General features: G+C 73.1%; 10 protein-coding genes. 1 reads left to right on the top strand and 9 read right to left on the bottom strand.

Going from position 1 to position 13775, the window contains the following annotated elements:
* The 8 genes from ACWCXC_RS25980 to eccD all read right to left on the bottom strand — a co-directional run bounded on the left by ACWCXC_RS25980 (position 1) and on the right by eccD (position 8201).
* Entirely contained in the window at positions 1 to 321 is a 321-nt protein-coding gene (locus ACWCXC_RS25980) for a WXG100 family type VII secretion target (RefSeq protein WP_450682021.1), read from the bottom strand.
* Positions 318 to 818, bottom strand: a complete 501-nt coding sequence (locus ACWCXC_RS25975) for a YbaB/EbfC family nucleoid-associated protein (RefSeq protein ID WP_450682022.1) — start codon at positions 816 to 818, stop codon at positions 318 to 320. The genes ACWCXC_RS25980 and ACWCXC_RS25975 overlap by 4 nt, the downstream gene beginning before the upstream one ends.
* A 46-nt stretch (positions 819 to 864) precedes the next feature.
* Entirely contained in the window at positions 865 to 3759 is a 2895-nt protein-coding gene (locus ACWCXC_RS25970; protein ID WP_450890689.1) for an AAWKG family protein, read from the bottom strand.
* A gap of 65 nt (positions 3760 to 3824) precedes the next feature.
* Positions 3825 to 4292: a type VII secretion system-associated protein gene (locus ACWCXC_RS25965; protein ID WP_450682024.1), complete on the bottom strand. Its 468-nt coding sequence runs from the start codon at positions 4290 to 4292 to the stop codon at positions 3825 to 3827.
* Between the two features lie 57 nt (positions 4293 to 4349).
* The gene (locus tag ACWCXC_RS25960; RefSeq protein ID WP_450682025.1) at positions 4350 to 4694 is read right to left on the bottom strand and encodes a WXG100 family type VII secretion target; all 345 of its coding nucleotides are present in this window, start codon (positions 4692 to 4694) and stop codon (positions 4350 to 4352) included.
* An 86-nt stretch (positions 4695 to 4780) separates the two neighbouring features.
* Positions 4781 to 5128 (bottom strand): hypothetical protein, encoded by a 348-nt coding sequence (locus ACWCXC_RS25955; protein ID WP_450682026.1) that lies wholly within the window; start codon positions 5126 to 5128, stop codon positions 4781 to 4783.
* A 198-nt stretch (positions 5129 to 5326) separates the two neighbouring features.
* Positions 5327 to 6799: a type VII secretion protein EccB gene (gene eccB / locus ACWCXC_RS25950; protein ID WP_450890688.1), complete on the bottom strand. Its 1473-nt coding sequence runs from the start codon at positions 6797 to 6799 to the stop codon at positions 5327 to 5329.
* A 13-nt stretch (positions 6800 to 6812) separates the two neighbouring features.
* The gene (gene eccD / locus ACWCXC_RS25945) at positions 6813 to 8201 is read right to left on the bottom strand and encodes a type VII secretion integral membrane protein EccD (RefSeq protein ID WP_450890687.1); all 1389 of its coding nucleotides are present in this window, start codon (positions 8199 to 8201) and stop codon (positions 6813 to 6815) included.
* Between the two features lie 363 nt (positions 8202 to 8564).
* Between eccD and eccCa the strand changes: the two genes are divergently transcribed.
* Positions 8565 to 12536: a type VII secretion protein EccCa gene (eccCa, locus tag ACWCXC_RS25940; protein ID WP_450890686.1), complete on the top strand. Its 3972-nt coding sequence runs from the start codon at positions 8565 to 8567 to the stop codon at positions 12534 to 12536.
* A 39-nt stretch (positions 12537 to 12575) separates the two neighbouring features.
* Here eccCa and ACWCXC_RS25935 read toward each other — a convergent pair whose 3' ends face one another.
* On the bottom strand, positions 12576 to 13769 hold the full coding sequence (locus tag ACWCXC_RS25935; RefSeq protein ID WP_450890685.1) for a S8 family serine peptidase: 1194 nt from the start codon (positions 13767 to 13769) through the stop codon (positions 12576 to 12578).
* Positions 13770 to 13775: the final 6 nt, after the last annotated feature.

The raw sequence follows: 13775 nt of genomic DNA, 5'->3' as shown, positions 1-13775 counted from the left end.
TCAGCGCCTTCCACCGTGGTGGCTCAGGGAGTCCGTGATCTGCTGCTGCTGCCTGCCGAAGTCGTCGGCGGCGTCCTTCAGGCTCTGCGAGCTGCCGGAGAGCGCCTCGCTGAGTTCCCGGATGCCCTTCCGCGCGGCGTCGACCCCCTCCAGGTACTTCTCGGCGAACGTCTCGCCGAACTCCCCGTCGCCCCAGCAGCCGTGGTAGCTGGTGATCTTGTCGAGATAGTCGTCGCGGATCAGCTTGATCTTCTCGGCGACCTTGTCCATGTCCTCGCCGCTCTTGCCGAGCTTGTCCGTATCGACGTCCAGGGAGGTCATCGGCCGGCCGTCCCGTCCCGGAGATCGCCCGCGGCGTCCTCGTCCTCCACCAGCTCGTCCAGCAGGGCCCCCGAGGAGGGGGTCCGCGGCGCCTTCATCGGCGGTGTCGGCAGCCCGGCCTCGCGCATCGGCGCGAACAGCTCGTCCCAGTCCAGCTCCTGGAAGCCGCCCTCGGCGGTCGGGGACATCCCCGGTATGGGACCGAAGGGCCGGTACACATCGGCCAGTTGCTCGGCGGCCCGGGTCCGGGCGGTGGCGATGGTGGACATCAGGACGCTCGCCAGCTGGGCCGGGGGCATCGTCCGGTACCTGGTGCTGGGGAAGCGCAGATGCGTGAGCTGGCCCTGGGCGCCTACGGTGGCTTCCACCGTGCGGTCCTTGGACATCACGGTGGCCGAGATCCGGGAGGCCGCCGCGCCCGCCTCGGCCAGCCTGGCGCGGGTCTCCTCGAACTCCGCCAGCGCCTCCGCCAGCCGTTCTTCCATCGGGTTGCTCATCGCTGTTCCGCCGTTCTCGTCGGGTGGGGGACTGTCGCGGTCGTGGTCATCGTCCGATCACGGCCGACACCCCGCCCTCGTCCGTCCCCCAGGTGTCCTCGTCCTCGCTCACCCAAGTCGACCGCTCCCGCTCGTCGCTCTGGGTACCGCCGCCCATGCCGCCCATGCCGCCCATCGGGGGCATCATCGGCGAGCCCCCGGACGAACTGGTGGTGGCGGGGCGCCGCAGTGCCGCCGCCTCCTCGGCCGCGAGCTGGGCCGCCCGGGCGGAGCGGGCGCCGGCCGCCTCGCCCACCGCCGTCGACCGGGTGCCCTGGGCGGCGAGGCCGGCACCCGCCGCGGAGGCGCCCCCCGGGGTGAGCCCCTGGCCGCCCAGCGGGTTGAGGCCCAGCGGTGGGACCCGGCCGCCGTCGGTCCCGCCCGGGTTTGTACCGCCCGAGTAGCCTCCGCTCAGGGGGGAGCCGCCGCTCCCGGCATCCGGGTAGTCGTAGAAGTCGTCGTCCCCCCAGCCGCCGGAACCCGCCTGGCCGAGGCCGGTGCCTGCCGACCCCGTGGTCCGGCCGTACGCGTCGGTGGTGACGGTGCGCCCGTCCGGATAGGTGATCTGGTGGCCGCCGTTCTTGAGCGTCCTGTCGACGGTTCCGTCGGTGTACGTCGTGGTGCTCGTCCCGTCCGCGTGGTGCGTGGTCCGGGGGCTCGTGGTGCCCGTCGCGCCGAGGTGCTCCGTCGTCCGGTGGCCGTCGGCGTCGGTCGTGGTGTACGTGCCGTCCGGGCCGATCCTGGTGGTGCTGCCGTCCTTGTACGTCGTGGAGACGGTGCCGTCCGCGCCCACCTGGGCCACCGAGCCGTCCGCGTAGTGAATGGTCGACGTGGCCCTGCCGAGGTGCGAGACGGTCTTCGTGCCGTCCGGATCGACGGTGGTGACGGTGCCGTTCGCCGCGACGGTGGTCTTCGCTCCGTCGGCGTGCGTGGTCGTCGTCGCACCGTCCTCGCCGTAGACCGTGGTGGAGCCGTCCGGGTTCCGCGTCGTCGAACCCGGTCCGGGGTGGCTGACGGTGCTGTGACCCTGCGCGTCGGTGGTGGTGAGGGTGCCGTCGGCGGACAGCTTCGTCGACGTGCCGTCCGGGAAGCGGGTGGTCGTGGTGCCGTCCGGCGCGATGGTGGTCTTCGTGCCGTCCTGATAGGAGACGGTCTCGCTGCCGTCCTTGTTCAGCACGGTCCTCGAACCGTCCGGATTGTCCGTGACCGAGGAACCGTCCGGATAGACCGTGGTCTTCGTGCCGTCCTTGTGCGTCGTGGTGCGCGAGCCGTCGGAGTTGTACGCGGTCGTCGAGCCGTCCGGGCCCTTGACGGTCCTGCCCGCGGCCCCCGTACCCCAGCCGGCGCCCGTACCGTTCGGGGCGAGGGCGGGCGGCAGGACGCCCGGAGGGGTGGTCTCCTTGTGGCCGTCCGGGTAGGTGGTGGTCGTGGAGCCGTCGGGGTTGGTGGAGGTGACGGAGCCGTCGGGGTTGGTGACACTGCCGTCGAGCCCCGAACCGAGTCCGCCGTCGGTGCCGTTGAGACCGAGCGGGGGTATCTGCCCTGCGGTGGGGAGCTTCTGGCCGTCGGCACCGAGGCCGTCGGCACCGAGGCCGTCGCCACTGAGGCCGTCGCCACTGAGAGGGTCGCCGTCGGTCGCGTTGGGGTCCAGGTCCGGGAGACCGGTGCCGCCGTCGTCGCCGGCGCCGCCGTTCTTGAGGTCCTCCATCTTCTTCTCGGCGTCCGCCTTCTCCTTCTCGGCGTCCGCCTTGGCCTTGGCCGCCTCGTCGGCGGCGTTGGCCTCGGAGAGGGAACCGGCGCCCGGCCTGAAGGTGAAGTCCGAGGTGGCGCCCGGGTCGATCATGGCCTGGTTGAGGTCCAGCATCGCCTGCTGGGCCGCCGCGTCCAGCGAGGCGAGGTTGGCCGTCCACGCCGTGCAGGCCGCCCGGGAGAGCGCCTTCCAGCTCGCTTCCTTCGTCAGGTCGCCGTAGACCGGGTGCACGACCAGGAAGCCCGTCCCCGCCCGGGACGCGCCGGCGCCGTTCTGCTGCATCCGCCGGATGTTGTTCTCGTTGAGCCAGACGGCCACGTCGTCGAGGAGCCTGTCGAGATGGGCGGTCCCCAGCCACAGGTTTCCGGAGACCCACGCGTCCCAGGCCCGCCCGAGTGTGGTGGCGGCGTTGAAGATCGTCTGCTCCGCCCGCAGGATGCGGTCGCTCACGACGGAGTCCGAGGTGTACGAGGGCTCGCTGACGGACACGGTACCGGCGGACCCGGTCGAGGACAGTTCCTCCAGGAAGTCCTTGTATCCGACGCTCAGGGCGTCGATCAGGTCCCGGAAGACATCGGCTCCGCTGCCTTGGTACGCCGAGTACTCCCCGTCGAGGTCCTTGACCCACCCCTCCAGCACCGGGGTCCGCTCGCGGAAGTACGCCGTGACCCGGTCGAACGCCCTGGCGGTGGCGGGAAACGTCCGCAGGTCCACCGAGTCCTCGTCCGCCACGGCCTTGGCGTGCGGGTACTGCCCGCCGAACCCCGCCGTGCGGAATTCGGTCCGCAGCTTCGTCAGCGCCTCGCCGTAACCCCAGTCGAAGGCCCCCGCGTTACCCGTGTCGCTCCAGTCGGCCCCGTTCGACGAGGACCAGGGCAGCCGCAGCTCCACCGTGCAGACCGAGACGTTCTGCGAATCGGTGTCCGGAACGCCGTAGAACCTCATGGTCCGTCCGAGCGTGCCTCCGGGCGAGTCCAGATCGGGGGTCGTCTCGCGGGCTCCGTCGCCCAGGTCGATGGTGATGATCATCCACTCGCTGCCGTCGCCCGCCTCGGCGTCCGCACCGCCCACGGCCGCCACGTTGACCCGGGTCCCGCCGTCGAAGCCGGTGAGCTGCTTGACGACGGATTCCCAGCTTGAGTCGACGGCCATGGGCGGTTCGTTTCTCCCTGTGACGAAATGGCGGTGCGGGACGTGGCGGACGGGCGGGCGGTGCTTCAGCTCTGCCGGGTGGGCGCCAGGTCGGTGTTCACGGTGCGCAGGTCGTTGAGGAACGTCTGGCTCTCGATGTCCTCAAGACTGTCCTTCTGCGTCTTCTCCATGTCGGTGATCACCGTGCCCAGCTCGCGCCTGATGTCCTTGAACAGCTTGAGCTGGTCCTTCTCGACAGCGGCGAGCGAGGTGCTGGACGAGGCCAGGTAGGAGATGAACGGGGCGATCGACAGGGGGCCTTCGGCCTTGTCGTCGGCCGCGGCCAGCCTGCCCACCTTCAGCGCCGTCTTCACGTAGCCGATCTTCATCGACTCGAACTGCGCCGCGAGGGCCCCCATACCGGCCACGTCGTGCTGCGCGGTGTCGCCGATCAGGTCCGTCAGCAGCTTCACGAACCCTTCCACATCGGTGTCGAGGAACGTGCGCAGGGTCTCGGTGTCCAGATGCGACAGATCGGTCGGTGCGGGCGCCATCACTTCTCTCCATCGGCAGGTCGGGGGGGGCGTACAGGGGCCGGTAGCGGGGGCGGATCAGCCGCCGATGCGGATGCCGCCCCACTCCGAGGCGCTGCGGTTCTCGTGCCTGCGGTACAGGTCCGCGATCTCGTTCAGGGTCGAGCTGTGCCGCGTCAGAACCTGGCCGAGCTGATCGGCCGCGGTGTTCCAGCTGGTCTGGAGCCCCGCGTACGTGGCCGCGTCCGCCCCCTGCCAGGCGCCGTGCAGGCCCTGGAGCTCCTCGTTGAGGGCGGTGACGAGGGCCTTGATGCGCTGCGTCTGCAGGCGCATGTCCTCGGCGGCCTGGTCCACGCTCTTGTACTCGACGTGGATGATGCCGTCGGTCTTGTTGGAGTGGTCGTAGCCGGCGGGGATGGTCATGGCGGACTCCTTGCGGGGCGGGCGGGGAAGGCGGGCGGGGGGGCTGACGGGGTCGGTCCGGCCGGATCGGTCCGGCCGACGGCGGATCAGGTCAGCTGTTCGAAGACATCGTTGGACCTGCCGCTGCCGAGGATCGTGTCCGTGGTCTGCTGCTGCACGATCCGCTGCTGGACGCCCGTCTCCTGGAGCTTCTGCATCATCTCGCCGATGTTCTTGACGATGAGGTCCACCTGTCCGTTCCAGTCGGCGAGCAGCCGCTGGAAGGCGCCGCCGTCCTGGCCGCCATAGGCCGCCATGAGCGTGCCCATGGTGGTGCGCACCTCCTGCTGGGACTGCTGGATGCCCGACTTGACCATGCTGAGGGCGGTGTAGCCCTTCTCGTTCTCGGACTGGGCGGATGTCTGGATGCTTCCGGCGGGCGGTGGAGTCGTCATGACAGGGAGTGCCTTCCTGGAGAGCGAGGAGTGGCCACTGCTACGCGCGTGGTCATCCGATGCTAGAGATGCGGGTGTGGGGCAAACAATGATCCGGAGTTAAATCTGAGCCCTATTTGATCTTCGGCTCCCGTGCGGGCGCCGCTCGGGGCACGCGCCCGTGTCCGGTTGACGGCGGATCAGCCGGACACGGGCGATTCACGCGCAGGCCCCCGGGCCCGCGCCGGCCGTCCGCGCGGCGGGCGCGTACCCGGTCGCGACGGCGGCGTCCAGCACCGGTCCCGTCGGCAGCATGTCCAGCAGCCGCGACGGAACCGCCTGCGCGTGGCCGCCCTTGAGGCCCAGCCGCTCGACCGATGTCGCGTCCGGGAGCCGGTACTTCACCCCGACGTCCGTGACCAGGTACGTCGTCGTCCCGATCACGGAACCGCCCGCGCCCAGCGCCTGCACGAGCGCACCGCCGCCCGGCCGTATCCCCACCCCGTCCACCGGCAGGCACGCGCGCGCGATCTCGGGGCCCGCCGCCGGCGCGTCCGCGGCAGCCGCCCCCGGCAGCAGTGCGAGCCGGACCCTGGGCGACGCCCCGTCCGGCGTGATCTGCGCGCACACCGCGGTGCCGGGGCCCGGCTCCTGGACCGACGGCGTACGCGTGGGCCACTGCGCGGGGTCCCGGACGGCCGTCGCCGGAGCCCGGTGCCGCGCCAGTTGATCGGCCGTCAGCCGGATCGCGGCCGGGGCCGCGCCTCCGTACGCGAGCTTCGCCGTCCGGTCGTCCCCCAGGACGAGGGCCGCCCCCGGGGCGCTCAGCGCCCGCAGACCGGCCTTCTCCAGCAGGTAGTGCTGCGATGCCGCGCCGGGCGAGTCGAGCACGTACACCTGGCCGATGCGTCCGGCGGCGCCGCCGATGCGCGGGCCCGCCGTACCCCGCCCTTCCACGTCGGGAGCCTCCAGGTCCGGGCCCGCGGGCACGCTGTCCAGGAACGCCGCCGACACCCGCGTCGGAGTCGCCCCCGCGTAGCCGAGGGACTCGGCGGCGCCGTGTCCGCCGATCCGCAGCCGGTGGTTGCCCCACAGCGCGTACCGGCGCCCGTCCGGGCCTTCGACGAGAAGCGCGCGGCCCGCCCCGGGGGACGTCCCGGCGACGGGGAAGCCGACCCGCAGCGTGGTGACGGCGGCGCGGCCGGTGCCGTCGGGCCCGGTGTGCTCCGGCTCGTCCGCGCAGACCTGCCAGGCGCCCGTCTCCAGGTCTCCGGCGGCGGGCAGGGAGTCCGGGGCGCCGGGTATGCCGACAGGGGTGCCGTGCGGTTCCCCGCGCAGTGAGGCGCCGGACACCTGGACCGCCTTGAGCCGGTCGGCCGCGATCAGCTTCGCCGAGGCGTAGTTGCGCACCGGCCGCAGCTTGCCTCCGAGGTAGAGGTAGCGGGTGCCGGTCTCCTTCTGGACGATGAGCGCCGACTCCTGCCGCCATGCCCGGGAGCCCGCCGGGGAGATCAGGCCGAAGAGGAGGAAGCCCACCGCCAGTACGGCACCGAGGCCGATGCCCCAGGCCATGCCCCGGTTGGTGCGGCCGACGGGGGACTCCGGGGAGTCCGGGTCGCCCCGGAGCATTCCGCTGGTGAGCCGCCCCATGACGAACATGTGGGCCTGCACCTGGTCCTTGCGTGACTGCATGTGACCGCCCCCCTCAGCCCGTCGCGGTGCGCAGCGCGGAATACACGCCGAGTACCCACAGGGCGAGCGGGATCAGGGCGACCGCCGCGAGCGAGTGCGCGATGTCGGCGGCCCTGCCCCAGTGCGGGAGCATCCGGCGGCCCGGGACCGTCCAGGACGCGATGGCCGCCGTGGCGGCGAGGGCCAGCAGCGCGGCGAGGAGCGCCGGCCGTTGTCCGGGCGTGAGTACGGCGGCGGCGTGGACCGCCATCAGGACGAGCCCGTACAGGCCGGGAAGCATCACGGCGGGCCGCTGCCAGACGTTGCCGATGCCGCGTGCGTGCAGCAGCAGGAGGACCGACAGCACGGTCGCGGTCACCTGGGAGGCGGTGCCCCGGTCCACGGCCAGGGCGGTGAGCACGCCCGCGCACACCAGGCCGGTCGCCGCGTACAGGGCGGTCATCCACTCCTCGGCAAGCGCCGTGCGGGTCACCACCCGCTGGTTCGGATGGGGTTCGATGCCCTCCTGCAACTGCTCGGCGTTGGCGGGCAGCGCGGGCAGCCTCAGACCCGACAGCCGGAAGGAGATCCCCGGGACCATTCCGCCGAAGGCCACGGCGATCACGGCGACGATGCTCGCCGCGTGCGTGGCGGGGACGTCCATGGTGAGCATCAGCACCCCCCACACCGCCCCCGCGACCGCGACCACGGCGGTGCACATCAGCAGCGGGACGAAGGCCGCGACGGCGGCCACCGACAGGACCGCCCCGCCCGCCGCGGCGGCCGACGCGGCGAGCAGGCGCGAGCCCAGCAGCTGCGGGCCCGCGTCGCCCGCGGGCAGCAGCCAGCCCGCCAGGGCCAGATACGGCGCGACCAGCATCCCGAGGGCCGCACCGGCCGCCGCGTCGCCGACCGCGCGGCTCGCGGAGGCCGCCCCGAACAGCACCAGCAGGCCGGTGCCCGCCGCGACGGCGGCCCGCAGCGCGGGCGACCCGCCCGGCAGCGCCGGCACCAGCAGTCCCGCCGCGAGCAGCACCACGGCGGCGCCCCGCAGCAGCCACCGGCTGGTGCGCGCGGCCCATCCGTGGGGGCGCTCGCGCATCGTGGTGGATACCCCGTCGACCAGGTCGTCGAAGTGGATGGCGGGCAGGGCGTCGTTGCGAGGACGGAGCAGCAGGGTCTCGCCGTCGCGCAGCGACAGCGCCTCGGGCGTGCTCTCCTCGTCGAGGGGCTTCTCGCCCAGGCGTTGCAGGACCCAGCCGCCGTGCTCGATGCCCTTCTCCGCGAGACCGTCGCCGGCGTGGTCGAGCAGGATGGGCAGCAGGTCGGCGACGGGGACGTCGGCGGGGACCGCGAGATCGATCAGGCGTTCCGGTGTCCGGACCGTGAGCCGGCAGAGGCCGGGGGCGGATATGTCTGTCATGGCGGCTGGGCCACACCTCTCCGAGGGGCCGGGATTCCGAAGTGGATCTCCGCACACTACCGTTGACCCCGTGTCGGGTCGCACACCCGTTTGCCTGCGTCGTGCGCCGGACTGCCCCTTTTTGTCCGGCCGTGGTCGCCTTCTCGGCAGCGTCCGGCGCGAACAGGTCCTAGGGCGTGTGGTGAAAGTCCCGCCTGCTCGGCGACGTCTGGCACACACGCTCGCCGCGTTGTCGGAATCGCCCCGATGCATCCAGTATCGGGGCGACCCTCCGCCTTGCGATCGCACGCACCAGACGCCGCCTAGCCCGCCCTGCGGGCGGACGGCGCCACTGTCACCACACGCCCTAGGAGAGACGCCCCATTGAGCACCGTTCTGTTCCGCCGCCCTGCCCGCAGACGGGGCCCCGACATGCCCGACGGCGAGATCAGCCTCCAGGAGCCGCCCACGCTCCCGGAGGCGGAACCCAACACGTCCGCCATGTGGATGTACCTGCCGATGGGCCTGACCTCGCTCGCCATGCTGATGATGTTCATCCGTCCCGGACAGGTCACCACCTTCAGCTACTTCGCGATCGGCCTCATGCTGCTCTCGTCGGTGGCGATGATCGTCGGCCAGCTGATCCGCAGCGCGGGGGAGCGCAAGCGCAAGCTCAAGGGCGAGCGCCGCGACTATCTGCGGTACCTCGCGCAGACCCGGCGCAGGATCCGCCGCACCGTTGCCGAACAGCAGAAGGCCCTCGCCTGGCGGCACCCCGAGCCCGGCGCCCTGTGGGCCCTCGTCGGCACCAGCCGACAGTGGGAACGCCGCCCCTCGGACGAGGACTTCGCGGAGGTACGCGTCGCCGTCGGCGAGCAGAAGCTCTCCACCCGCCTGGCCCCGCTGTCCACCAAGCCCGTCGAAGACCTCGAACCGCTCTCCGCGCACGCCCTGCGCAGCTTCATCCGCGCCTACGGCACCGTCCCTGACCAGCCGATCGCCCTCTATCTGCGCGCCTGGTCGCGCGTCCTGATCGAGGGCGACGAGGACCGGGCCCGGGCCCTGGCCAGGGCCCTGGTCGCCCAACTCGCCGCCTTCCACGCGCCCGAGGAGCTGACCGTCACGCTCTGCGTCTCCGACGCCCGGCGCGCCGACTGGGAGTGGCTGAAGTGGCTTCCGCACGCCCAGCACCCCTACCAGCGCGACGGCGCGGGCGCCGCCCGCACCGTCGCCGCGGGCCTGGCCGAGCTGGAGGAACTGCTCGGCGCCGACTTCGGTGAACGCCCTCCCTTCGACCCCGAGACGCCACCGGGCCGCGAAGAGCCCTTCACCGTGATCGTCGTCGACGGCGGTTCCGTCCCCGGCGGCCACCGGCTGGACGGTCCCGGCTACCGCAACGCGGTCGTCGTCGACCTTTCGGGCGCGTTCCCCTGGAAACCCGCGCGCGGCACCCTGCGGCTGCGCCTCCGGGACGACGGCCTGCACCTGGTGCGCACCGACCGGGACCGCAAGGAGCGGACGACGCTGCTCGGGGAACCCGACGCGCTCGGTCCCGTCGCCGCCCGCGCCCTGGCCGCCAGGCTCGCCCCGTACCGCCTCGGCGGCGGCGTGGCCGCCGCCGAGCCCTTCGCCACCGACACCGAACTCACCACCCTGCTCGGCATATCCGATCTGCGCGGTCACGATCCGCAGCGGCTGTTCGACCGGCCGCTGGAGAGCCGCGAGCGGCTGCGGGTGCCGATCGCCGTCGGCGAGGACGGCCTGCCCGTCGCGCTCGACATCAAGGAGTCCGCGCAGGGCGGGATGGGACCGCACGGCATGCTCATCGGCGCCACCGGCTCCGGCAAGAGCGAACTGCTGCGCACCCTGGTCCTGGGCCTGGCCCTGACGCACTCGTCCGAGACCCTCAATCTCGTCCTCGTCGACTTCAAGGGCGGCGCCACGTTCCTCGGCATGGACGTCCTGCCGCACACCTCCGCGGTCATCACCAACCTCGCCGAGGAGACCCCGCTGGTCGGCCGCATGCAGGACGCCCTGCACGGCGAACTCGTGCGCCGCCAGGAGCTGTTGCGGCGGGCCGGCAACTACTCCTCCGTCCTGGAGTACGAGAAGGCGCGCGCCGCGGGAGTTCCCCTCGCCCCGCTGCCCTCGCTCTTCGTCGTCGTCGACGAGTTCTCCGAGCTGCTGGCCGCGCACCGGGAGTTCATGGACCTGTTCGTGATGATCGGCCGGCTCGGCCGCTCGCTGGGCGTCCATCTGCTGCTCGCCTCCCAGCGGCTGGAGGAGGGGCGCATGCACCAGCTGGAGAGCCACCTCTCCTACCGCATCGGTCTGCGCACCTTCTCCGCCATCGAGAGCCGCGGCGTCCTCGGCGTCCCCGACGCCTACCACCTGCCGCCCACGCCCGGCAGCGGGTACCTCAAGAGCGGCGTCGAGGCCCTCACCCGGTTCCGCGCCGCGTACGTCTCCGGTCCGTACACGCCGAAGCGAGGCAGCGTCCAGCAGGCACAGATCGCCCGCCAGGTGGTGCCGTGGGGCACCGGATGGGTGGTGCCCCGGACCCTGCCCGCCACCCCCGACCCCGAACCGGCGACCCCCGAGCCGGACTCCGGCGAAACCCTCCTCGCACTGGCCATCGAGCGGCTCCGGGACAGCGGCCCGCCCGCCCACCAGGTGTGGCTGCCGCCGCTCGACGCCCCGCCCGCCCTGGACGCCCTGCTGCCGCCGCTGGTACCCGACCCCGACTTCGGCCTCACCTGCGCCGGCTCGCCCGACCGGGGCATGCTGCGCGTCCCCGTCGGCATCGTCGACAAGCCCTTCGAACAGGTGCGGGACCTGCTCACCGTCGACTTCTCCGGAGCCGGCGGCCACTTCGCCGTCGCGGGCGGGCCGCAGAGCGGCAAGAGTACGGTCCTGCGCACCCTCATCACCTCGCTGGCCCTCACCCACACCCCGCGCGAAGTGCAGTTCTACTGCCTGGACTTCGGGGGCGGCGCGCTGCTGGGGCTGGCCGGGCTGCCGCACGTCGGCGGTGTCGCGGGCCGACTGGACGCCGAGCGGGTCTCCCGGACCCTGGCCGAGGTCACCTCGCTGCTCAACCGGCGCGAGGTGTTCTTCCAGGAGCGGGGCATCGACTCCATGGCGACCTACCGCAGGCGGCGGGCGGCCGGGGAATACCCGGACGAGCCCTTCGGCGACGTCTTCCTCGTCGTCGACGGCTGGTCCACGGTCCGCAACGACATGTTCGACGACGTCGCCGTCTTCAACGGTCTCGCCACCCGGGGACTCAACTACGGCATCCACCTGATGATCAGCACCTCGCGCTGGGTGGAACTCTCCTCCGCGCTGCGCGACCAGGTGGGAAACCGCCTGGAACTGCGCATGGGCGACCCGATGGACTCCGGTGTCGACATCCGCAAGGCGGCCACCGTCCCCGCCCAGCCGGGCCGCGGACTGAGCCCCGACAAGCTGCACTTCCTCACCGCGCTGCCGCGCATCGACGGCGGCGAGCGGGCGGAGGACCTCACCGAGGCACTGGCGGACCTCGTCGACGCCGTCGCCGAACACTGGGACGCCCCCGCCGCGCCGCCGGTCCGCATGCTGCCCACACAGCTGCCGTCCACCGCGCTTCCGGCCGTGGACGCGGCCCGGCCGCTGCGGATCCCGCTCGGGCTCGACGAGGCGGAGCTGGCCCCGGTCTGGCACGACTTCGAGCAGAGCCCGCACCTGATGGTCGTCGGCGACACGGAGAGCGGCAAGACCGGCGCGCTGCGCCTGATCGCCCAGCAGATCATGGCCGCGCACAGCCCGGACGAGGCCCGGATCCTGGTGGTCGACTACCGCCGCGAACTCGTCGAGGCGGTCCCGGAGGCATACCGCCTGGGCCATGCCGTCGCCGCGGACCCCCTGCGCGAACTCGTCGACGGCGTGGGGCGCGCCATGGCTGTCCGCGCGCCGGGCGAGGACATCTCACCCGCCCGCATGCGCCGGGCCGACTGGTGGACCGGCCCGCGCCTGTTCGTCCTGGTCGACGACTACGAGATGGTCGGCACCGCCTTCAACGGCCCCTTCGAACCCCTGCTGCCCCACCTCCCCCTGGGCTTCGAGGTCGGACTCCATTTCGTCGTCGCCAGGGCCGCGGCGGGCGCCTCCCGGGCGGACCCTCTGATGCGCAAGCTCCAGGAGGTCAACTCCCCGGCTCTCCAGTTGTCCTGTCCGCCGTCGGAGGGGTACGTCTTCGACAGCGTCAAGCCCCGCACTCTGCCGCCGGGGCGGGCGCTGCGCATCGCCCGCCGCAAGGCCGCACTGGTGCAGCTGGCGGTGGCCCGGGAGGTGCCGGGCGAAGTGGAGGACTGACGCCGAAGGGGCGGGTCCGGCCGCCGGGACGAGTGCCGCTCACCGGACCGCGGCCCGCTCCGGCGTGTCCCGCCGGCCGGGCCGCCACCTCCGGGACCTGCCGCGCGGCACGACCGCCCCCAGGAAGGCCACGAGCAGCACCACCGCCACCGCGCCGGCGGTGATCAGCAGCGCCGTGGAGCGGGCGCCTTCGGTGTCCGGCGCGGCGGGGAGGCGGACCGGATCGGGCGGGGCGGCCGCCGCCGGAGCGGCGCTCGCGGTGACGCCCGCCACGGCCCCGTACGGATCGAGGGCCGGGACGTCCCCCGGATAGGCGGTGCGCAGCAGCCGGGAACGCACCTGGGCCGCCGTCAGCTCCGGACGGTAGGCGCGGACGAGGGCGGCCGTGCCGGCCGTCACCGCCGCCGCCATCGAGGAGCCGGACCCCGTCCATTTGCCGTCGCCCACCGGTCCCGGACCGACCAGTGAGTCGCCCGGTGCCGTCAGATCGGCACGGGTGAATCCGGGAGCGGTGTCCGGACGTGTTCCTTGCGGCCCGGTGTCGAGGACCGCCAGGGCCCCTGCGGGGGGCGACGGCGCGGGTCGTGGTGTCGCACCGGAGGCGCCGACCGGCACGCTGTCCGCCGCCGCGGGCACGATCACCAGGGCGTCCGCGCGGGCGGCGGCCGCCAGCGCGTCTCGTACAGCCGCGTCCGCGCCGTCCATCGGTGCCGTCACCGTGATCACCTTGGCACCCGCCTCGGCGGCCTTCCGCACGCCCGCCGCCAGCCGGGCCGGGTCCGGTTCGCCCCTGGTGCCGGTGCCGCGCACCGCGAGGACGCGCGCCTGGGGCGCGACGCCGGCGAAGCCCTGACCGGCCCGCACGGCGCCGGCGATCAGCCCGGCCTGGAACGTGCCGCGGCCCACGCAGTCCTCGTCCGCGCCCTCGAGCGCGTCGACCCGGCCGGCCAGCACGGCGGGCGCGTCGCTCACCCCCGTGCCGACGACCGCGACCGTCACCCCTCGTCCGCGGGAGAGCGCCCACACCTGGTCCAGGGCGAGCGCGTTGCGCGTCCACGGGGCTTCCGAGGTGGCACGCCCCGTGAACGAGGTGCACGCCTGCCGCGCGGAGAGCCGCTCGGGAACATCCGGCAGGACCACCTGGGCCGCATCCCCGTCGTCGGCCGAGGCGGTCGGGCCCGTGAGACAGGCGAGGGTGATGGCGAGCAGCAGCGCCGCGGCGGGTCGGGGCATGGGCCG

This window comes from Streptomyces sp. NPDC001515 (genome assembly GCF_053597115.1).
The sequence above is the reverse complement of the archived record's forward strand: the minus strand, read 5'-3'. Positions and strand labels throughout refer to the sequence as shown.